At 63.3% G+C, this 20989-nt stretch carries 20 protein-coding genes and 3 pseudogenes; 14 read left to right on the top strand and 9 right to left on the bottom strand.

Annotated elements, in window-relative coordinates; translation table 11 throughout:
• Positions 1-133: 133 nt before the first annotated feature.
• Both QN084_RS11685 and QN084_RS11680 read right to left on the bottom strand, forming a co-directional pair.
• The gene (locus QN084_RS11685; protein ID WP_069695995.1) at positions 134-487 is read right to left on the bottom strand and encodes a helix-turn-helix domain-containing protein; all 354 of its coding nucleotides are present in this window, start codon (positions 485-487) and stop codon (positions 134-136) included.
• Positions 484-1524: a tyrosine-type recombinase/integrase gene (locus tag QN084_RS11680; protein ID WP_206599699.1), complete on the bottom strand. Its 1041-nt coding sequence runs from the start codon at positions 1522-1524 to the stop codon at positions 484-486. Before QN084_RS11680 ends, QN084_RS11685 begins: the two co-directional genes overlap by 4 nt.
• A gap of 292 nt (positions 1525-1816) precedes the next feature.
• On the opposite strand from QN084_RS11680, the gene QN084_RS11675 reads away from it, so the two are divergent.
• Entirely contained in the window at positions 1817-2248 is a 432-nt protein-coding gene (locus tag QN084_RS11675; RefSeq protein WP_031216180.1) for a LexA family protein, read from the top strand.
• Positions 2241-2369 (top strand): annotated as a pseudogene (locus QN084_RS24065) (Y-family DNA polymerase); the annotation flags it as partial. The gene QN084_RS11675 and the pseudogene QN084_RS24065, both read left to right, overlap by 8 nt.
• Positions 2370-2481: 112 nt before the next feature.
• Here the strand turns inward: QN084_RS24065 and QN084_RS11670 are convergent.
• The 3 genes from QN084_RS11670 to QN084_RS11660 are packed head-to-tail and all read right to left on the bottom strand — an operon-like array spanning position 2482 to position 5710.
• Positions 2482-3492 (bottom strand): tyrosine-type recombinase/integrase, encoded by a 1011-nt coding sequence (locus tag QN084_RS11670; RefSeq protein ID WP_069695994.1) that lies wholly within the window; start codon positions 3490-3492, stop codon positions 2482-2484.
• Entirely contained in the window at positions 3489-4451 is a 963-nt protein-coding gene (locus QN084_RS11665) for a tyrosine-type recombinase/integrase (protein WP_069695993.1), read from the bottom strand. The genes QN084_RS11670 and QN084_RS11665 overlap by 4 nt, the downstream gene beginning before the upstream one ends.
• Positions 4448-5710 (bottom strand): site-specific integrase, encoded by a 1263-nt coding sequence (locus tag QN084_RS11660; RefSeq protein ID WP_069695992.1) that lies wholly within the window; start codon positions 5708-5710, stop codon positions 4448-4450. Before QN084_RS11660 ends, QN084_RS11665 begins: the two co-directional genes overlap by 4 nt.
• A gap of 139 nt (positions 5711-5849) precedes the next feature.
• Between QN084_RS11660 and QN084_RS11655 the strand changes: the two are divergent.
• The 3 genes and pseudogenes from QN084_RS11655 to radA all read left to right on the top strand — a co-directional run.
• Positions 5850-7025: pseudogene (locus tag QN084_RS11655) on the top strand (Y-family DNA polymerase); the annotation flags it as partial.
• Between the two features lie 28 nt (positions 7026-7053).
• Positions 7054-7335, top strand: a complete 282-nt coding sequence (locus tag QN084_RS11650; RefSeq protein ID WP_021471332.1) for a hypothetical protein — start codon at positions 7054-7056, stop codon at positions 7333-7335.
• A gap of 94 nt (positions 7336-7429) precedes the next feature.
• The gene (radA, locus tag QN084_RS11645; protein WP_021471333.1) at positions 7430-8803 is read left to right on the top strand and encodes a DNA repair protein RadA; all 1374 of its coding nucleotides are present in this window, start codon (positions 7430-7432) and stop codon (positions 8801-8803) included.
• Positions 8804-8889: 86 nt separating this feature from the next.
• Here the strand turns inward: radA and QN084_RS11640 are convergent, their stop codons facing one another.
• The 3 genes and pseudogenes from QN084_RS11640 to nhaA all read right to left on the bottom strand — a co-directional run bounded on the left by QN084_RS11640 (position 8890) and on the right by nhaA (position 11636).
• Positions 8890-9735, bottom strand: coding sequence for an efflux permease Rv1217c-related protein (locus QN084_RS11640; RefSeq protein WP_139126864.1), 846 nt, complete (start codon positions 9733-9735; stop codon positions 8890-8892).
• Between the two features lie 154 nt (positions 9736-9889).
• A pseudogene (locus QN084_RS11635) lies at positions 9890-10096 on the bottom strand (ATP-binding cassette domain-containing protein); the annotation flags it as partial.
• A gap of 163 nt (positions 10097-10259) precedes the next feature.
• Positions 10260-11636, bottom strand: coding sequence for a Na+/H+ antiporter NhaA (nhaA, locus tag QN084_RS11630; protein ID WP_021471335.1), 1377 nt, complete (start codon positions 11634-11636; stop codon positions 10260-10262).
• A 345-nt stretch (positions 11637-11981) separates the two neighbouring features.
• Between nhaA and QN084_RS24060 the strand changes: the two genes are divergently transcribed.
• The 4 genes from QN084_RS24060 to disA all read left to right on the top strand — a co-directional run bounded on the left by QN084_RS24060 (position 11982) and on the right by disA (position 14726).
• The gene (locus QN084_RS24060; RefSeq protein WP_310649517.1) at positions 11982-12290 is read left to right on the top strand and encodes a hypothetical protein; all 309 of its coding nucleotides are present in this window, start codon (positions 11982-11984) and stop codon (positions 12288-12290) included.
• 35 nt (positions 12291-12325) lie between these two features.
• Positions 12326-12826: a potassium transporter TrkG gene (locus QN084_RS24055; protein WP_310649516.1), complete on the top strand. Its 501-nt coding sequence runs from the start codon at positions 12326-12328 to the stop codon at positions 12824-12826.
• A 39-nt stretch (positions 12827-12865) separates the two neighbouring features.
• Complete coding sequence (locus tag QN084_RS24050; protein WP_310649515.1) at positions 12866-13402, top strand: potassium transporter TrkG; 537 nt, start codon at positions 12866-12868, stop codon at positions 13400-13402.
• Positions 13403-13649: 247 nt separating this feature from the next.
• Positions 13650-14726, top strand: coding sequence for a DNA integrity scanning diadenylate cyclase DisA (gene disA / locus QN084_RS11620; RefSeq protein WP_021471338.1), 1077 nt, complete (start codon positions 13650-13652; stop codon positions 14724-14726).
• A 16-nt stretch (positions 14727-14742) separates the two neighbouring features.
• Here the strand turns inward: disA and QN084_RS11615 are convergent, their stop codons facing one another.
• Positions 14743-15411: a hypothetical protein gene (locus tag QN084_RS11615; protein WP_021471339.1), complete on the bottom strand. Its 669-nt coding sequence runs from the start codon at positions 15409-15411 to the stop codon at positions 14743-14745.
• A gap of 127 nt (positions 15412-15538) precedes the next feature.
• Between QN084_RS11615 and QN084_RS11610 the strand changes: the two genes are divergently transcribed.
• The 5 genes from QN084_RS11610 to QN084_RS11590 all read left to right on the top strand — a co-directional run bounded on the left by QN084_RS11610 (position 15539) and on the right by QN084_RS11590 (position 20927).
• Positions 15539-16489: an iron-sulfur binding domain-containing protein gene (locus QN084_RS11610; RefSeq protein ID WP_062094576.1), complete on the top strand. Its 951-nt coding sequence runs from the start codon at positions 15539-15541 to the stop codon at positions 16487-16489.
• Positions 16490-16521: 32 nt separating this feature from the next.
• Positions 16522-17004 carry a hypothetical protein gene (locus QN084_RS11605; RefSeq protein ID WP_021471341.1) on the top strand — a complete coding sequence of 161 codons (483 nt, stop codon included), beginning with the start codon at positions 16522-16524 and terminating at the stop codon, positions 17002-17004.
• A 95-nt stretch (positions 17005-17099) separates the two neighbouring features.
• Positions 17100-17591, top strand: coding sequence for a hypothetical protein (locus QN084_RS11600; RefSeq protein WP_069695991.1), 492 nt, complete (start codon positions 17100-17102; stop codon positions 17589-17591).
• A gap of 148 nt (positions 17592-17739) precedes the next feature.
• Complete coding sequence (locus tag QN084_RS11595; RefSeq protein ID WP_285751746.1) at positions 17740-20250, top strand: DUF4118 domain-containing protein; 2511 nt, start codon at positions 17740-17742, stop codon at positions 20248-20250.
• Positions 20247-20927 carry a response regulator gene (locus QN084_RS11590; RefSeq protein ID WP_069695989.1) on the top strand — a complete coding sequence of 227 codons (681 nt, stop codon included), beginning with the start codon at positions 20247-20249 and terminating at the stop codon, positions 20925-20927. Before QN084_RS11595 ends, QN084_RS11590 begins: the two co-directional genes overlap by 4 nt.
• The last annotated feature ends 62 nt before the right edge of the window (positions 20928-20989 follow it).

Genomic DNA, 20989 nt, shown 5'->3' with positions numbered 1-20989 from the left:
GAGGTCCGCAGCAGCGAATCCCAGCAGCGCCGGCAGACAGCCCCACCCGGCACAAGCTCGGCATGAGGATCGTCCTTCCCGCACTCAATGCAACCTTTCCGGGACTCGCCACGGACCGAAAGCGGCCGCGGTGTCACCCGGCGTTCGGCGGCAGGATGCCTGCCCGTCGGGGCCGGTAGCCCTTGTGCTTCAAGACCTCCAGACCGGGCTCGGTGGTTCCTGCCTCCGTGCCGTTCGCGTCTCTGCGCGCCGCCGGCATCTGGATCTTGCCGATCAGGTCATCGGCGGAGCACTCAAGGGCGTCCATCAGCGCTACCAAGACCTGCAGGTTCAGCCGTTCCGGTTTCTCGGTAGCAAGCCGGTAGACCTGGGAAGCGGACAGATGCACTCCCCGTTCGTTCAACAACGGGATCAACTTGGTCGTCGTGAACAACCCCCGGGTGGCCATCACTTCCCGAAGCCGCCACTCATAATCCAACGAATTCATTCCTCCACCTTCCCCGCACCGGCTGCCTTCAGGATCCCTGACACAGCATTGCGCATCATTTGGTTGGCGAAATCGCCGCTGACCGCGGTGTAGATCGCCGTTGTCGATAGGTAAGCGTGTCCGACCTGCCGCTGGATGAACATCGGATCCACACCGTCCTCCGTCAGATGAGTGACATAACTGTGCCGCAAAGCGTGCGGGGAAAGCACTCGGTCAAGACCAAGCTCGTCCCGGTACTCAGCAAACCTGCGGCTCACTTCATCGGCCCGCAACCGGCGCCCGCGTTCAGAAACCCACAACGCATTCGACTCATCAGCACGCACAAGCGGCCAGATGTTCTCCACATAATCCTGCACCGCGTCCACCGCCCACTGATGCAGCGTCGCCACCGAACGCCGCTTCGGAGCCCCGCCCCGTGACGACTTGCCGTTCCGAACCATCAGCATCCCGAACGAACCAAACTCGGGAGCGTGCGGATTCCGGTAGAAATCAGTCACATCCAGGCCAGCGACCTCACTAGCCCGAAGCCCCCACGCATAGGCGACCTTGAACAAGGTCGCATCACGGTAGGCAATGAACGTCCCCTTCCGCCCCGACTCCAAGCGCACCCCGACTTGCTCATCGGCATAATCAAACAACCGCTGAAGCTCCGCCCTGGTCAGCGGACGGCGGCGCGGGCGACCCTCATAATCCTGCAAATGACGGGTCGTGTTCCACTCCGTGCAGACCTGCACCGGATGCGTGCCGAAACGGACCTCGCACTCGCCCACCCACTCATAATGAGGCGAGCAAATGAAGTCACAGAACTGGGCCACCACATTCTGATAATTCCGGATCGTCGATGGAGCCAAACGCCGGACCCCGATCAGGTCCTCCATCCACTCATCGAATAAAGCCGCCGTCCAATGCCAGGGAAACACACCAGCCGATGCCCTGAAGCGTTGCACCGTGCCCAGATCCGTCCGCACGCCGGCAACCCTCAAGTTCCGGCCGCCAACCCGCTGCGCCCGCCGCCCTTCAAGCATCGCCGCGAACACGGCCTCTTCCTCGTCCAGATACGAGACACCCGGAGCAAGGTACAACGACGCCAACCCAAAAGGGCCATTCCCGGAACCCACAATCAAGCCCCCTGATGCATCATTCCTGCATTAAACGCATGAACAAGAACAGGAGTCAATCAACGTAAGCCCCAAATGCCACGACCCGGACGAACCTGCAGGGCTACCACCCCTGCACATCCTGCATCAGGTGCAACTTGGTGGAGTCGCTATTTTGTCGGCCGCCTGCAGTACAGTTAATTCGAACATAAATTCGAATAAAAGGTGTGTTGTGGGCGTGATAGTTGGCCCCCGCGTGATAGATGCGGGACTGTCTCTGGTGAGGATCCTGGTGGCGCCGGTCGCGGTGGCCGCCGGTTACCCCTCGCCGGCGCAGGACTACTTTGAGGGCCGGATCGACCTCAACGAGCACCTGATCAAAGATGTGACCAGCACATTCATCGTCCGGGTCACCGGGCAGTCGATGGAGCAGGCCGGGATCAGTGACGGGGACGAGCTGATCGTCAACCGTGCCTTGGAACCGAAGGACGGCTCCGTGGTGATCGCGGTGCTTGACGGGGAATTGACCATCAAGCGGCTCCGGATCACTCCCACGGCCGTGATTTTGCAGGCGGACAATCCCCGTTTTCCGGACATCGTGGTTCCGGCGCTGTCCGAACTCACCATCTGGGGCGTGGCCACGAGGTGCCTGCACCATGTCTAGGCCAGCACTGATGCGCCGGATGCAGGAAATCGCGCACGTGGACGTTAACTGCTTCTACGCTTCGGCCGAGCGCGCCTTCAACCCTTCCCTGGAAGGCAAACCGGTAATAGTGCTCTCCAATTATGTTCCGCGGAACATAATTCGATTTCTGTTGCCGGGGTGGTTATGTGGCCCTGTCCGGGAGAGCGGGGTTTGGTCCGTTGGTTTTGGGCGGTTGCAGGGCCACATAATCTTCATAGGTTTGAGAGCCAGTTCAGAAGGGTTTCGTCGGATCGCCAGACGGGGGTGGGGCGGTGTGCCGCTGAAGCGTCGGACGGTTCGGTTACTCGCAGGGCTTCCAGTTTGGTTCTGGTGTTGATTTCCGCGTAGCGGTTGGTGGTTGTCAGGTCGGCGTGGCCGAGCCAGTCGCTGATGACGTTGATTTCTACTCCGGATTCCAGCAGGTGCATCGCTGCGGTATGGCGGAAGATGTGAGGGCTTACGGTTCGGTGGGTTCCGGGTTTATCGAGATGTCCGGCGAGCCGCCGCACGACTTTGTAGATACCGAAGCGCGTGAGCGCTTCGCCGGTGGCCGAACAGAAGACCGGGGCGTCGGCTGCGGGTGGATGTCCTGATTTGGCCAGCAGTGCGGTGAGCAGTTTCGCGGTCTGGTCCCATAGCGGACAGGTCCGCCATTTGTCTCCCTTGCCGTGGAGCCTGACGAGGGCCCGGTCGCCGAGCTCGAGATTCCCGGCGCGAAGTTCGGCGACTTCCTGGACCCGGGCTCCGGTGTTGTAGAGGAAAAGGATCAGGGCGTGGTCCCGTTGGGCGAAGCGGCCGCTGGCTGGCAGGTGGTGCAGCAGCGACTCCATCTCGTCCCGTTCCAGGAAGTGTGTCTGCGCTGGTGGGACGCGTTTGGTAGGGATGGCGGCAACCCGTTGGCAGGTTTGGAGCATTGCGGGTTCCCGGCTGGCGATGTATTCGAAGAAAGTGTGCAGGGCGGCCAGTCGTTGGTTGCGGGTTCGGGTGTGGTTGTGGCGGTCCTCTTCCAAATATCGGAGAAAGCCGAGGACGTGCTCGAAGCTCATATCCTCGAGAGTGAGTTTGGTGATTTTGGTGCCCTTTTGCTGGGCCGCGAAGCACAGCAACAGACGGATGGTGTCGCTGTAGCTGCGCATTGACGAGGGCCGTAAGCCCTTGACGGTGGTGAGCTGGTCGATAAAGAAGGAGTGGACCAGTTGTCCTAGTTGTTGGTTTCCGGTCATGGTTTTTCCTCCGACCAGACGGGTTTGGCGAATGCTTCGAATCTGCGGCTGGCTTCTGAGAGAAGTTCCGGGGTGATGGTCAGGTAGACAGCGGTGGATGCGGGACTGACGTGTCCCATGAATGTTGAGAGCTGGATGAGCATGGCCGACGGGTCCAGGCCTTCGCGATACCAGCGCAGCAGGCATCCAACGGCGAAGGAGTGACGTAGGCAGTGCAGGCGGGGTGCGCTGGTTCCCGCGGGAACGGGAAACGCGAGTTCCTCGGTGAGGTGTCTGAACGTTTCGCTCACGCCGCATGAGGTGACGCTGTGTCGGCCGTCGAAAGTGAACAACGGATCCGGTCCGGTGCCTCCTTTCTCGTTCCGGCGCTGGAGTTGAAGAGCGAGCAGCTCTCCGATGCGGGGACCATAAGGGACCAAGCGGCTCTTGCCGAATTTTCCGCCATGGACGATGAGTAGCTGCTTGCCGGTATCAATGTCCTCCAGGCGCAGGCTGCAGGCCTCCCCGACCCTGAGCCCGAGCCCGTAGCACAGGGCGAAGATCGCGTGATAGGTCGGGCCGCGGCCCCTGCCGCGGGAGTAGTCGGGAAGGGCCGCGGCGGCGTTGAGGAGCTGGTGGGCCTGGGCTGGATCAAACAGGAACGGCAGTCGCCGGTCCGTCTCGTGACGGCGTTTGCCTTGCCACTGAACTGCGTCCATCCGCTGCTGGGCGATGGCCCAGGCAAGGAAAGTGCTGGTAACGCCGATGAGATGGTTGAAACTACGCGACCGCTCTCTCGGCCGGGAGGCCACAAACTCATCGAGCAGCCCCGGCGTGAGTCCGGCCAGGTCCGTTACTGCGTGCTCTTCGGTGAAGTCGATAAGCAGGTCCAAGGTGGCTTCCTCAGACAAGTACTTCCTGCCCAGTGCCCGCTTATAGGCCAGGAAGTCGGCGACGGTCGAGGCAAGGTTCGCGTTCATTTCAGCACCGTCTCGCCATCACCTAGTGCGACTTCGCGGAGCGCTTCGACTGCGACCTTGGCGTAGACCTCGGTGGAACGGGGCGAGCGGTGTCCGACGAAGTCGCCGATGGATTTCAGTGTGAAGTTCGCATCGACCAGTCGTTGCACTGCTGAATGGCGCAAAGTGTGAGACCCCGGCCGGCGGACCTCGATGCCGGCATTGAGCAGGTGAAAGCGGGCGCAGGACGAAACTGCGGCAGCGCTCAGGGGCCGACGAGGGGCGATCGCTCGCATGAAGACATGCCGGTCATTGGTTGTGGGGCGTCCATGCTGAAGGTAGTCAACGAGAGCCTCGCCGACCACGGCGGAAAGGGGAAACGCTGTTGAGTGACCGGCCTTGCGTTCGGGAATGGCCAAGCGCTCATGCTTCCAGTCGATGTCATCAAGGGTCAGGGCAGCGATTTCCCGGCCGCGCAGCCCGTAGGTGACCAGCAACAACAAAATGGCATAATCGCGTCGGCCGGTCTCAGTCCGGCGGTCAACACCAGCCAGAACCTGGTTGACCTCAGCCCAGGAGATAGACCTTGGAATGTCCGATAACCGGTAAACCTGAGGCCATCCGACTGTCGGGCTCAGGTCCGCGGAAAGCAGTCCCTGACGGTGCGCGTACCGCAGGAAAACCTTCAATGAAACCGCTTCATCCCGCATCGTGGTTTTCGCCAGTCCTGTCCCGGCGCGCTCCACCAGGAAGGCACTCAGGATCGCCGGGGAGAGCTCCTGCACGGACTTCACACCGATCTGGCTCAGGTAGGTTTCAAAGTGATCCAGGTGGATACGGTAACCGCGTATCGTGAGCGGGCGGATGCCTCGCTCCTGGACAAGGTAGTCGAAGAAGCCCGGGACAGTGTCGGCGAACGGGTGCAGATTCCGCCTCCGGCCGGTCTGTTCATAACCGTCCAGGACAACCGAAAGCATGTGCTCCACGGGGCCCCGGACCTCATTGGCCATCGAACGGCTCGAGCCCGTGTGCTCCTCGTGAAGGCCCACCCGATATTCAACGAACGCGTCTACCTGCGCTGGCAACTCCTCAATCTGGGTGACGCCACGAGCGGCCGCGAACTCACCAAAAGCAAAGACAATCGGAACCCGCGACCAGACATACCTTTCCTTGTAGTCGTGCGCGGCCAGCCAAACAACATAGTCCTCGATCGCCGCGCCCATCCACGAGCTCCGCAGCCGATCAACAGTGGACGGCTTCGCGAAATACTCTTCCAACATGGCAACTTCCCTTCTCACAGAAGAAATGAAGTAACCACCATCCGCCCGCCGGCAATTATGTGCCATGGAACAACGACGCAGAGCCGGAAGAACGCACCATCATGCGTCCGCCGCCACATAACCACCCCGGCAACAGAACTCCAACAATGACGGCTGCGCGGTCACCCGCTCCCCTGAAGCCAAGAAGCTGGGAATCGGCCTCGGCGAGCCGTGGTTCAAACTCCGGCCCCGCGCCAAGGAATGGGGTCTGGTGGCCCTCTCCAGCAACTACGAACTCTACGGCGACATCTCCGCCCGGGTCATGGAATTGCTGGGCCGCTACTCGGCCTGGTTGGAGGTCTACTCAATCGACGAAGCATTCCTGGGCGTCAAAGGCGAACCGGAGCAACTGCTGGAGTTGGGCCGGACCATTCGTACGGCCTGCCGGCGGCACGTCGGCGTGCCCGTCTGTGTCGGCATAGCCCCCACCAAGACCCTGGCCAAGCTGTGCAACAAATGGGCCAAGCACAATCCGGCCTTCCGCGGCGTATGCAGGTGGGAATCAGTACCCGCGGAACAGCGCGAGGCGCTGATGGGGCGGCTTTCCGTGATCGAAATTTGGGGAGTCGCCACCCGGCTCACCAAGCGCCTGAACGCGATGGGCATCTTTTCGATTCTGGATCTGGCCCGGGCGAACCCCGTGGCGATCCGGGACAGATTCTCCATCGTCATGATGCGCACCGTCCTGGAACTGCAAGGCACACCATGCATCCCCATGGAAGAGGAACGCGTCGGCAGGGACCAACTGATCTTCTCCCGTTCCTTCTCCACGCCGATCACCACGGCGGCAGGGTTGCGGCAGGTCATGAGCGTCTACGCCCAGATGGCCTCTGCACGCCTGGCCAAACACGACCTGCAGGCCAAGGTCCTGACCGCGTTCGCCGCTACGTCCCACTTCAACCCCAACGAGAAATCCTTCCCGTCGGTCTGCCTGACCCTGCCCGCACCAACCGCCGACCCCGTGCTGCTCACCAGGGCCGCCCATGCACTGCTCCCCCAGATCCACGAAAACGTGAAGTACGTGCGGGCGGGAATCATGGTCACCGACCTGCGTCCCACCGGGAACCAGAAGCCGCTGGAACTGTTCCAAAATCCCCACGAAGAACGCGGCATCGGGACCCTGCTCGAGGACATCTCCAAACGCTATGGACGCGGAACAATCGGCCTCGGGCACGCAGGCATCCGCGGCGGACCCGACTGGACCATGAAACGCGACATGCTCTCCCCCAGATACACCACCCACTGGGACGAACTCCCCCTCGTCAAAGCCGCCTGACCCTGCTGACAAGTAGAAAGAAGCCCCCATGACCCTGGCTCCCGAACACCCGAACTGCACACTCCATGAGGTCGCTGTCCGGTTCAGCCCCGGCGGCACCCCGATGGCCATCCGCCATGACGGAGTGATCTGGATGGTGGACCCGGACATCCACGCCGACCACTGGTTTACGCAGGACTCCGCAGGTGACACCCCGCGCGAGCACTGGCAAGTCCAAGCCAAACTCCCCACGGCAGGGGCGGAACTGCGGACTTTCACACTTCGCCGGGAGCCGCTGGACGTCGCTTGGCGGCTCGAATCAATCAGCTGATGCCCTATGATCCGTGCCGCGCCGCCGTGCCGGAACAACCCCGGGAACAGATCGCTGCCTTATCCTGTCAGTCCCCCCGGCTAACCTTGAACGCATGGCTTCCAAGACGTCCCGTGCTTCCAAGACACCCGCTTACAAATGCGCCGAATGTGGTTGGACGGCCATCAAATGGGTGGGTCGGTGCGGCGAGTGCCAGGCCTGGGGAACCGTCGAGGAGTACGGCGCCACGGTTGCGCGTACGACGGCGGCGGCTACAGTGCTGGAGCCGGCCCGCCGGATCGCTGAGGTAGACGGGACAACCGCAGCGTTCCTGCCCACAGGCGTGGACGAACTCGACCGCGTCCTGGGAGGAGGGCTGGTCCCCGGCGCCGTCATCCTGCTCGCCGGGGAACCCGGCGTCGGGAAGTCCACCCTCCTGCTGGACGTCGCCGCGAAGTTTGCCCGCACCGGGCAGGACGTCCTCTACATCACGGGTGAAGAGTCCGCTGCACAGGTGAAGTTGAGGGCCGAGCGGATCGATGCGGTGGCGCACACCCTTTACCTGTCGGCAGAGACGGATCTGGGCCAGGCGCTTGGCCAGGTGGAAAAGCTGGAACCCAAACTCCTCATCGTGGACTCGGTGCAGACGTTGAGCAGTGCCGACGTCGAAGGCAGCGCTGGCGGTGTTTCCCAGGTGCGCGAAGTCGCGGCTTCAATCATCGCCGCTGCCAAACGCCGCAACATGACCACTCTCTTGGTCGGCCACGTCACCAAGGACGGAAACATTGCCGGGCCGCGGCTCCTTGAACACCTGGTGGATGTTGTGTGCCAGTTCGAAGGCGAGCGCCACTCACGGCTTCGCTTGCTTCGCGCCGTCAAGAACCGCTACGGCGCCACGGACGACGTCGGCTGCTTCGACCTGAACGAGGCCGGAATCGAAGGACTGGCTGATCCGAGCGGGCTGTTCGTTTCGCGGACCCGCGAACCCGTCTCGGGTACCTGCATCACGGTCACTATGGAGGGGCGCCGCCCTCTCCTTGCAGAGGTGCAGTCGCTCTTGGCGGACAGCGCCAACGCCCAACCGCGGCGGGCCACCAGCGGCTTGGAGAGTTCCCGTGTTGCCATGCTGCTGGCAGTGCTCCAGCAGCGGGCAGGATGCATGCTGCACAAGGACGATTCCTATGTGGCGACCGTGGGCGGGGTGAAACTGAGCGAACCCGCAACGGACCTGGCGGTGGCCCTCGCTGTCGCATCTGCCAAGTCCCGCAAGGCCCTTCCGCAGCGCCTGATCGCGTTTGGCGAAGTGGGGCTGGCAGGTGAAGTCCGTCCGGTGCCCGGGATCAATCAACGGATCCAGGAAGCCCATCGGCTCGGCTTCACGCACGCGATCGTTCCGGCCAGTCCTGCGGGAGCCGGGGTCATCCCCGAAGGCTTCTCCGTGCGTGAGGTAGGGCATCTTGCGGAGGCGCTGGAACTGCTGATCACCTAAGCTGTGCCATCCAGCTGCGCGGTACGGCCTTGAGCGCGCCACAGTGCAGCCCGCCCGAGGACAAACACAGCGAACAATAAAGCCTTTTATGGGACGGTGAGGTCTCTGCGGTAGATAGCGCGGCCCGCGAGCGCAGCCACTATGAGGGCCGTACCGGACATTAGCAGGGCGCCTTGGAGGTTGAAAGTTTCGACCGGCATGGCCGAGGAATGCCGGAACGGGCTAAGGTCCCGGAGCCAGGCGGGCAGCCCGAGAAGTTCGCCGAACTGTGCGAGGACGAGCGCGGCCCCCAGTGCCGCCCACCCGACGGGGCTGGATAAGCGGGGCGTGAAGGCGAACACGAGCGCGGTGAGCGCTGGGAACACCAGTGCTGCAGGGACGTGCGCCAGGGACGCGGCCACCACTATGTCCGGGCTGCTCCCGCCTGCTTGTGAGACCGCAAGCACTGTGGCAGCCACAGCCCCGGTGATGACAGGAATGGCGGCAGTGGAGAGCGCTGCGACGGCCAAGGTGCCTGTAAGCCAGCGGATGCGTGGTGTGGGCACTGACAGCAGCAGTTCGGCCCGCCCTTCGACTTCTTCAACCCGAAGCCGGAGCACGGCCTGGATACCGGCGGCAGCTGCCATCACACCACCAAGGCCAAGCATGGCGGTGGTGAACAGGTCGATCATGTTGGCTTTGACGGGGACTAGCCGGGATATCAGCTCGGCGATTGAGGGGTTTCCTACGAGGGCGTCCCTGATCACCGGCCCCAGCGCTCCGGCCACCAGGCCCAGCACGGCCGCCGTGAAGCACCACCCAACCAGTGTTCCCCGCTGGAGCCGCCATGCAAGGCCCATCACGGACCTTATGCCCGGCCCTGCGCGTTCGGGACCGTTATCTCGTGCGTGGATGTAGCTGTCCCCCAGGTCCCTGCCTTTTCTGAGTGTCACGGCAACTGCCGCCAAAACCAGTGCGGAGCCAGTGAGAACTAGCAAGGGAGACAGGTCTTTATCCGTATAAGGACGGATACGTTGGCCCCAGCCGATGGGTGAGAACAGCGAGGGCCACCCTGGGACAACGCGCAACATGGACTGATCCGGGGTGCCAAGGGCGTCCCCCGCACCACGCATCAGATCGGATCAACCCGAGGAGGATGCGAAGGGTCGTCGATTTTCCCGCGCCGTTGGGACCGAGGAAGCCGTGAACCTCGCCGGCACGGACGGACAGCTCCAGCCCTGAAAGGGCAACGGTACTGCCGAAGTTCTTGACGAGACGGGAAATCTGGATGACAGAAGAGGGATGTGTGCGCATGGCCGGACACGTTCCTTTGGGTCGCAGTGATCACGCCCCGGCGGTAGCCGCAGCGAACCGCACGCCGTCACGCGTGTGGGCCGACCAGGCTTCCCGGCTCTCCAAGCGACATACTACAATCGCCGTACAACGCGCGGAAGAGCCGGCCCAGGCACTAAAAAGGTCACGGTTTTGGCTGGTTAGCGGCGCCACCAACGTTGTTCTGTGGTTTGTCTTGCTGGTAGACGTCGGGGATGCCGTCATTGTTGGCGTCAGCTGTTTCTTCGGCTTCAGCCATGCGGTAGTGGCGGTTTCTGGTGCTGAGCACTGCCGCAGCGAGCAGCGCTGCCACGAGGGATGCGGCAAGGATCGCAACTTTCGCGTGGTCATCATGGGGATTGCCCTGCCCGAAGCTTAGCTCTGCAACCAGTAAGGAGACAGTGAACCCAATCCCCGCCAGCATCGACACGCCCAGCACATCGATCCACGCCAGTGACTTGTCCAGTGCGGCCCGGGTGGCTTTGGTCAGGAGCCATGTAGTCGTCAGGATCCCGACGGGTTTTCCGACCACCAAGGCGATTATGATGCCCGCAGCGACCGGGTCAGTCATGGCCGATGCCAGTCCGTCCCATCCGCCCAGGGCCACCCCTGCGGAGAAGAAAGCGAAGACCGGCACAGCGATACCGGCGGAGATGGGCCGGAAGCGGTGTTCGAAGATCTCGGACAACCCCGGACCGGCGGTTGGGCCGCCGCTTGCTTTGGAGCGGATGACCGGTACGGCCAAGCCCAGCAAAACACCAGCGACTGTGGCGTGGATTCCCGAGGCATGGACAAGCGCCCAAGTCACAACGCCCAGAGGCAGCAGGATCAGCCACGCAGCGGCAGCTCTGGTGCCGAAGAATCGACGGTACTTCTGCGCCAGGAACGCGTAGACCCCAAGTGGTATGAGTGCCATAAACAACGGGGCCGGTTGGATGTCGGTGGAGTAAAAGACAGCGATGATGGTGATGGCGATCAGGTCATCGACCACGGCCAAGGTCAGCAGGAATATCCGCAAAGCGCCGGGAAGGTGGGAACCGATGATCGCCAAGACGGCGACCGCAAAGGCGATGTCTGTTGCCGTTGGGATCGCCCATCCACGCAGCGTTTCCGGGCTGGCTGCGTTGACGAGGGCATAGATAAGAGCTGGTACCACCACGCCGCCGACCGCCGCAGTGATCGGGACGACGGACTTACTGAACTCCCGCAGGTCGCCGGCAACAAACTCGCGCTTAAGCTCAAGACCGACCAAGAAGAAGAAGATCGCCAGCAACCCATCGGCCGCCCAGGCGCCCAGGCTCAACTCAAGATGCCACGGTTCGTAACCGATCTTGAAGTCGCGCAGTGCAAAGTAACTCTCCGACGCCGGCGAATTTGCCCACACCAACGCGATCACGGTGGCAACGACCAACAGTGCGCCGCCGACGGTCTCTTTCCGGAGGATCGCACCGATACGCAACGATTCCGAATAACTGCCACGACCAAGGATTGAGGGCCGGGCACCGGCAGGTGGCAAAGGCATGGGATGCTCCTAAAGCAAGACGACAAGTAACCATGCCGACCAGACTTCCCGGCTCACCTGGATCCAAGTCTACGGGACACAGTTGCCGGGTTCACGGCTGCCAGTGCGCGGAGCACGTTCCGTTGCCGCCATCCTTTGGCCTTCCCTACCCAAGGCGTTAAGGATTCGTAAAGGCTGCGGACTTTTCCCCCGAATGCCGCCAAGCCCGCTGCTACGCTGCTCAGGCCCAGAGCGGAACGACAACGAGGCGACGCCCGAATGCACGCACACGACACCTTGCACGACCATAGGCTTTCTCCCGCCGGACAGTTCCCGGTGCCTACGCGGCACGTCAGCTGAAGCGACATGAGGTTGCGTAAGGTAACACCGAAACCAGGAGCCGCTGGCATAAGCACTGATGAGTGGTGGAAGGAAGCAGGACGGCACAGCGGTAAGCTGGCCCGCGCCACTCTTCACCCGGTCCGGTCCGTTCCCCTGGCCTTCCTCGCCGTCATCCTTCTCGGGACAGGGCTGCTCACTCTTCCCATATCCAGGACAGCTACAGGTGATGACGCCGGGCTCCCGGCCCTGTTCACGTCAGTGTCGGCGGTGTGCGTCACGGGCCTGATCACCGTTGACACCCCCAGCTACTGGACGCCTTTCGGCATGTCGTGATCCTGGGACTAATTCAGGTTGGCGGGTTCGGGATCATGACTCTGGCGACTCTGCTCTCACTGCTGGTCCGCAAGACAATCGGCCTCAGGGGACAACTGGTAGCCCAGACAGAAACGCACACCCTGAACTTCGGTGATGTCCGCTCCGTCCTCTTCCGTGTGGCACGGATTATGCTGACCGTCGAAGCGGTCACCGCACTGGTCCTGGCCGGCAGGTTCTGGCTCGCCTACGACGCAGACGCCGGCACTGCCCTTTGGCATGGGGTTTTCCACGCGATCTCCGCCTTCAACAACGCCGGCTTCGCCCTCTACAGCGACAACCCCATGGGATTTGCCTCAGATCCTTGGATCATCGTCCCCATCTGCCTCGCTGTGATCACAGGCGGACTCGGGTTCCCGGTGCTTATCGCCCTCTACAAGGACGGGTTCCGACCCAAAGCCTGGTCCGTGCACCTACGCCTGACCATCTACGGCACCATAGGCCTACTCATACTCGGTGCAGTACTCTTCGGCACCTTTGAATGGAACCGCGATTAGACCATTGGCCAGTTGCCCACTGGAGGAAAGCTACTCGCCGTGTTCGCCGGAACTGTGTTCCCGCGCACCGCCGGGTTCAACACCATCGACTACGGCGTCGCATCACCCGAAACACTCATGGTCACTAACATCCTGATGTTCATCGGCGGCGGCAGCGCCGGGACCGCCGGCGGCATCAAAGTCACCACTTTCCTTCTCCTGGCCTTCGCCATTTGGAACGAAATCCGCGGACGCGAGCACGTCACCATCGCCCACCGCTCCATCAGCTCATCGGCGCAACGCCAGGCCTTATCGGTGGCGCTGCTCGGCGTCGGCGCCGTCATCACAGGCACCCTGCTCCTGCTCATCTTCACCGACCACAGCCTGGACCGGGTCCTTTTCGAAGCGATCTCGGCATTCGCCACCGTCGGCGTCAGCACCGGAATCACCTACGACCTGCCCGCGGACGCCCAATGGGTCCTCATCACACTCATGTTCGCCGGACGCATCGGGACCATCACAGTTGCCTCCGCCCTCGCACTCTCCAACCGGCCCCGTCTCTACCAACTCCCCGAAGAAAGACCGATCATCGGCTGACGTGGCATCAGCCGATGTCCAGACTCTTGGGCAGGAAGTGCGCTCCCCAAACAACGCCGGCCATCCACTTTCGGAGCCATCCCAAACATAACGAAATGGCCCACTTTGGGGCTTGTTGGTGCGGTTAAGGGTGTCCGGAAGCCATATCATGGTGCTAGCCGTCATCAGGGCATTTTTGTTCCATGCCGCCGGATGCCGGATTCAGCTTGTCTGTGAGCCGTGGCTTGCACCTTCGAAGGGAAACCCTATGGCCCGGAGCCCGGAAGAATCGCTCAAGGCGACTCTGGCCAGAGTCGCACCCGGAACTCCCCTGCGTGACGGTTTGGAACGCATCCTCCGTGGCCGTACCGGCGCGTTGATCGTACTGGGCTCGGACCGCACCATCGATTCGATCTGCTCGGGCGGGTTTGAGATCGGCATTGAGTTCTCTCCCACCCGCCTCCGTGAGCTCGCCAAGATGGACGGCGCAATCGTCTGTGACAAGGACGCCAGCAACATCATCAAGGCCGCTGTCCAGCTGGTTCCGGATTCAAGCATCGAGACCCAGGAATCAGGCACCAGGCACCGCACGGCCGAGCGCGTGGCCATCCAGACCGGTGTACCGGTCATTTCGGTCAGCCAGTCAATGCAGATCATCGCCCTCTACGTGAACGGTTTGCGCCACGTTCTGGAGGGTTCGGAAAAAGTTCTGGCCCGCGCCAACCAGGCCCTCGCCACGCTGGAACGCTACAGCGCCCGCCTGGACCAGGTCACCAGCTCGCTTTCGGCCCTGGAAATTGAAGCCTTGGTCACGGTCAGGGATGTTGCGGTGACGCTGCAGCGCCAGGAAATGGTCCGCCGGATCTCCGAGGAAATCGCCCAGTACGTGTTGGAACTGGGCGAGGACGGCCGCCTTCTGTCCCTCCAGGTGGAGGAACTCACCATGGGCCGCGGCCCGGGCATCGACGTCATCATCCGCGATTATGCCGATCCGGACGCAACGCCCGAAGACATTGAGGCCTCCGTTCAAGCGCTTCTGAACCTCGGCCCCACCGAACTCATCGACCTCAGCAAGATCGCCCACATCATCGGCTTCGCCGGTGGCGTTGAGCAGCTGGACGCCGTGGTCCAGCCGCGCGGCTACAGGCTTCTGTCCGGTTTGAAGTCCGTTCCCAAGGCCGTGGCCGACAGGTTGGTGGATTACTTCGGCGGCCTCCAGAACCTCATGGCAGCCACCATTGAGGACCTCATGACCGTGGACGGCATCGGAGACCAGCGCGCCCGCACCGTCCGTGAAGGCTTGAGCCGCATGGCAGAGGCAAGCCTGCTGGACAGGTTCCTCTAAACAACCGGAGACGGGCCTAGTTCAGCTGGAACACGGCCTTCGGGCTGGTCTTGTTTCCCAGCCGCGCCTCGAACGTGTAGTACGCACCGCCCCCGCCCGGCTTGGCGTTGATCGCACCGCAGCCTTCCAGTGTCCGGTTGCGTTGCCAGGGGAAGTTCGCGGTTTCGCTCTTGCCTGGCTGGATGGTCTTGATGAGGTCCACGCCGCCTGTCTGGCAGTCCTTGGAGGAGAAGATGCGGTCCGATCCGCTCATCACCAGGTACTCCATTTGGGACGTGCCCACGTTCACCTCGCAGGGCGCGGATCCGCCGTTGGTGATGGTCATGGTGAGCAACGGCATTTCCTCAGGCCCGTATGCCGGCTTGTCGGTTTTTGCCGCCACCGTCATGCCGTTGAAGTCGCAAACGGGCGTTGGGGAGGCAGAAGGCGTGGCGGTCGCGCCGGACGGAGCAGCAGCCGGGGACGGCGGCGTGGTTTGGAAGGGTGTAGCCACAGCCTCGGGCTCGGAACCGCTGGCAAGCGCACGGGTGATGGCTGAAATACCAGCAACGAGCAAGGCGACCACCACCAGCAGGCCGATGAGGACAACAAGACGCCGACGTCGGTACACGGCCGGGCTTGGGCGCCGCTTTTGCGTCGGCGCAGAAGAGCGCGCTGACGACTGCTGCTTACCCTGGGTGGCCATATTTCTAGGCTAGGCGGCTGACCCTCAAGGGACCTCACCACCACGCCGCCTGCGGGCAATGTGACGTCCGCCATGGTGCCCCGGCCGCCAAACGGGAGGCCTCGGGTCAACTACAGTAGAGGGCAGCATGACACCGAAAAATACCGGCCATCTGTGGCTGCTCCACGAGGCTTTGGACCAGTGGTTTGACGCCAATGCCCGCGACCTTCCCTGGCGTGAGCCTGACTGCAGCCCGTGGGGAATCCTGGTCAGCGAAGTCATGCTCCAACAAACCCCTGTGGTCCGCGTGCTCCCTGTCTGGCGCGACTGGATGGAGCGTTGGCCAACTCCCGCGGATCTCGCGGGCCACCCGTCGGGCGACGCCGTCCGCCACTGGGGCCGGCTCGGCTACCCGCGCCGGGCCCTCCGACTGCACGCCGCCGCCGTCGCCATCCGGGACCAGCACAAAGGTGCGGTGCCGGACAACTACGCGGAACTGCTGGGCTTGCCCGGCGTGGGTTCCTACACCGCAGCCGCCGTCGCGGCTTTTGCATTCGGTCGACGGGAAACTGTGGTGGACACCAACATCCGGCGGGTGCATGCCCGCCTCATCTCCGGGCAGGCCCTCCCGGCACCGGCCCTGACGGCGGCGGAAATGCGCCTCGCGGAGGCGCTGCTACCCGAGGACCGTGGGCTGTCCGTCCGCTGGAACGCGTCCGCCATGGAGCTTGGCGCGATGGTTTGCACGGCCCGCAATCCCAAGTGCGTGGACTGCCCGGTCCGCGCCGGCTGCGCGTGGCTCGCGGCAGGTGAGCCGCCGCCGTCGTACACCCCCAAGGGCCAGGCGTGGCACGGCACCGACCGGCAGGTCCGCGGTGCCGTGATGGCCGTCCTCCGCGAAGCCGCGGGTCCCGTTCCGCGCGAGATGTTCGAGCAGGCGCCTGCAGATCTCGGGTTCGCGCCCAGCGGCGTCGGAGTCCCGCTGGCCGCGCTGCACCGGCTCAATTCAGCCCCCGAACAACTTGAGCGCGCCCTGGACGGGCTGTTGAAGGACGGTCTGGCAGAAATGCACGACGGCGGTTTGCGGCTTCCGGCCTAGTCCTCGCCGGGGTGTGCGCCTACCCTGAAGCCATGGGCAGGATGACATTGGCGTTGACGCTGGCGGGAACCGTGGGATTGCTGCACGGTTGCTGGGAAGGCCCTGTTGCCTGCCCTGCCATGGCGCAAGTTGCCGGAGTATCAGTGGCGGTGTCGTCCGGGTACTCGGCTTCAGTGGGCAAGCTCCACCTCAAAGCCTGCCAGGACGGGGTGTGTACGGAAGGCGACGTGGCGCTGTACCCCGGCTCCGTGTCCGTCGATCAGGGCTGCACGCCGGAGGGCGTGTGCTCCGCGAAGTCCTCCCCTGACGGGACCATGCGTGGATTCCTCGAGTTGCCGGCGTTGGCTGAATCCCCCCTGGACGCGACGGTGAGCGGCACCGCGCCGGCAGGAACTGCCCTTCCGTCACGGACGCTGACCTTCACCCCCAAGGGTGGATTCCCCTTCGGTGAGCAGTGCCAGAGAGTCGTGACGGCCAGCCTCGTCCTGGATGAAACGGGACTACGGCAGGAATAGTGGCATGGCTCTGGCTAATTAATTCCCCGCCGGGTAGTCTCGCTCCTGCGTGTAGGTAACGGTTGGGAGGCGTCGTGCGCAGTATGGAAAAAGCCATGGATACGCGCGTTGCCTCCGCAACGGAATTGGCCGCCCGCATACAGCGCGCCCATGGGCCGGAGCTGAAGAGTCTCCTGACAGATCTCACATCGCCCAGTGACCACCGCTCCGGTCGCCGCCTCCACCGACTGGGACCAGTCCCTTCCATGGAGGACGCCACCATCAAACTGACGCTGGTTGCAGAAGTTGTGGAGCTTGGCTGGTTCGCCCCTGGACCCGCGCCGTCCGGGACCTGCGTCACGCTTTCCCTGGCCGCCCACCACGAGGAAACCGGGCTGCACGCTGAGATTCCGGCGGACGAGTGCGAAGCCTGGGTGCGGGCGCTGGTCGGTCATGCCTGGATGCGTTTCGTTTACAGGTGCGAGTGCTCAGCCGGGCCCGCGAGCGCCAGCGTAGACTCCTACAGACTGTATTTGGATTCCTTCCACAGGCCTGCCGGCAAGCCCGTGGAAGTGCCGGCCGAGGGCTGTCGACCGCTGGACGGATAGGGCCTGCCCCCGAACACCCGGGTTTCTTGACCCGAAGACTCCGGCGTCCTACGCCGGCAGCGTTTGATGGTGCAAGACTGTGAGTGTGGCAAGAGGTACTCTTCGCGTTTTTCTGGGCTCGGCGCCTGGTGTGGGCAAGACTTTCGCCATGCTCCAGGAAGCCCGTCAGCTTGCGGCGCTGGGCCGGGATGTTGTTGTCGGCATCATCGATGATCACGGGAGGAAAGACATCCAGGGCCTCGTCTTGGGTCTCGAGGCCATCGGGCACCGTCAAGGCGACCTTTCCGGCGGCCCGGATCCGGAATGGGATGTGGACGCAGTGGTAAGCCGGCACCCGGACATTGTTGTTGTGGACGACATCGCCCATTCCAACTCCCCGGGGAGCCGGTTCGCGCATAGGTGGCAGGACATCGAACTGCTGCTCGCGTCCGGGATTGATGTGCTGTCGACCGCCAGTATCCAGCACTTGGCTTCGCTGAGCGACGTCGTCTCCTCAATAACGGGACTGTCGCCCGCGGAAACCATCCCGGATGACATTGTGCGCCGCGCGGACCACATTGAACTCGTTGATATTGCGCCGGAGCTACTCCAGGAACGGCTGTTGGCCGGGAACATCTACCCGCAGGACATGGTGGACGCTGCCCTAGCCAATGAATTCCGGCTTGGCAACCTCACTGCTCTTCGCGAGATCGCCTTGATCTGGCTGGCGGACAGGGTGGACGAGGGATTGGCTGAATACCGGGCCAATGAAGGCATCACTGCGACGTGGCCTGCCCGCGAGCGCGTTGTGGTGGCGCTAGGCAACGGCCCGGACGACGAGGCGTTGATCCGGCGGGCTTTCCGTATCCTGTCCCGGATCAATGGCGGGGACTTGCTGGCTGTCCATGTAGCCCGCCCCGGAGAGAACCCGACGGCGGACTCCCGCTTGTTGGTTGAGCAGCGCCGGCTGGTTGAGGAGTTGGGCGGCAGCTATCACACGCTTGTCGGAAAGGACGTTGCAAAGTCCTTGCTGGAGTTTGCCCGGAGCGTGAATGCTACGCAGATCGTGGTGGGCGTACCGCACCGCCGGCTCCCCGGCCGTGTGTTGGGCGGCAACGTGGGCTACAGGGTCGTGAGCGGATCGGGAGATATTGACGTTCACATGGTCTCCCGTTCGGCCGGGCCGAGGACCCTCCCGCAGCTCCCGTCCGGCTCATTGGGGCGGACCAGGACAATCGCGGGATTCATCCTGGCGTTCCTCCTGCCGGCCCTGAGTACCGCTGTGTTGGCCGTTGTCCCGGATCTGAACCTCGCCACGCACGTACTCATCCACTTGACCGGGGTAGTGACCGTAGCGTTCGTTGGTGGCCTGTGGCCGGCAGTGCTGGCAGCCCTTCTGGATTCGTTGCTGTTGAATTACTTCGAGACGGAGCCGGTAGGGACGCTGGGCATCAGCAACCCCCAGAACTTCTTTGCGTTACTGGTATTCCTCTGCGCAGCAGTATCGGTGTCACTGCTCGTGGACATCTCGACGCGCAGGACCCGTGAAGCCGCCCGGGCCCAAGCCGAGGCCGGGACCCTGGCCGGCTTGGCCAGGGACGCCTTGATATCAGACGATTCCGTGGAAGCCTTCCTCGGCAAGACCCGGGAGACCTTCCAGGTGCAATCTGCAGGCCTTTTCACCAGGCCGTCCGATGCGAACGACCGGCCCTGGCAGCTGCAAGCCTTTTCCGGAAGCAGGCCACCCTCGCCGGACGCAGCAACGCCAGGTACTGACGCCGTCGAGCTGGCTGATCCCCATACTGCGCTGGTGCTGTCCGGCCGGACCTTAACGGCGGGCGACCGGCGGCTCCTGTCCGCCCACGGCGCCCATCTTCTCCTGCTGCGCCAGCGGGAGCTGCTTCACAACAGACTCAGAAGCACCAGGAAACTGGCTGAGGGCAACAGCATCCGCACGTCCATCCTGCGGGCCGTCAGCCACGACCTGCGGACTCCCCTGGCCGGCATCAAACTGGCCGTCACGGCCTTGCAGCGGCAAAAAGGGCGGCTGCCCCAAGCCTTGGAGACGGAGATGCTGGACACCATCGATTCCTATGCCGACCGGCTCGACTCACTGATTGCCAGACTGCTGGACATGTCCCGCATATCCAGCGGTTCGGCCACTCCGTTGTCCGCCCCGGTGACGTGGCGCGATGCCATTGAGGACGCCTTGCGGGGCCTGCCTTCAGGAGGGATCCGGGTAGAGCTCGCCCCCAACATGCCGGTGATCGAGGCCGACATCGGCATGCTTGAACGGGTGATAGCCAACATCGTTGAGAACGCGCTGAAATATGCACCCGGGTCCGACGTCGTCATTGTTGGCGCGTCCGGCGCAGCCGGGGTTGCCATGGTGAATGGCCGGCCCTGCGGCGAGCTCCGGATTGTCGATCACGGCCAAGGCGTCGCGGAGGGCGGCGTGGTGGCGATGTTCCACCCTTTTCAACGGCTCGATGATGCCCCGGAAGGCTCGGGCATAGGTTTGGGTTTGGCTGTGGCGAAAGGCTTCACCGAAGCGATGGGCGGTGAGCTGATTGCCCAGCCGACGCCGGGTGGCGGCCTGACGATGGTGATCCGGTTGCCGCTCTCCACAGGCCCGGGCAGCACCGGTCCGTCCAAGAGGGCCGTGGGGAGCGCATCGTGAGGACCGTTCTGGTGGTGGATGACGAACCGCAGCTCCTTCGGGCCCTGCAAATCAACCTGCAGGCCGAGGGCTACCGGGTCTTGACGGCGTTGGACGGACTGTCAGCTTTGAACCACGCCAAAACCAGCGCGCCCGATGTCATCGTCCTGGATCTCGGGCTGCCGGACATCAACGGCGTGGACGTCATCGCCAGGATCCGCCGCACCAGCATCACGCCGATCATCGTCCTTTCCGCCCGCCACGGGTCCGTCGACAAGGTGCGGGCGCTGGATGCCGGTGCCGACGACTACGTCACGAAGCCGTTCGGCCTCGATGAGCTTCTGGCGCGGCTCCGCGTCGCTGGGCGCCGTTTGGCCCCCGACGTCGGGGCGCACGGCCCGACGGTCGACGTAGGGGATTTTGAGGTCGACCTGGCCAACCGGAAGGTGCTTCGGAACGGAGCCGCGGTCCGTTTGACGCCCCGGGAGTGGGCGATCCTTGAACTGCTGGTGCGGAACCCCGGCAAGCTCATCACCCAACAGCAGATGCTGGCGAAAGTGTGGGGCCCGGGCTATGCCGACGAGACCCATTATCTGCGCGTCTACATGGGGCAGCTGCGCCGGAAGCTTGAGAGCGACCCGGCCCGGCCCAAACATCTGCTCACCGAGGCCGGGATGGGGTACCGCTTCGAGCCCTGAAACCGGCCGCGCGCGTGCCCGCGGAGACTCCGAAGTGGCGGGCGTAAAAGATTTATCAAGAA

Origin of the sequence: Paenarthrobacter sp. R1, assembly GCF_030264015.1 — a bacterium.
Taxonomy (GTDB): domain Bacteria; phylum Actinomycetota; class Actinomycetes; order Actinomycetales; family Micrococcaceae; genus Arthrobacter; species Arthrobacter ureafaciens.
The sequence above is the reverse complement of the archived record's forward strand: the minus strand, read 5'-3'. Positions and strand labels throughout refer to the sequence as shown.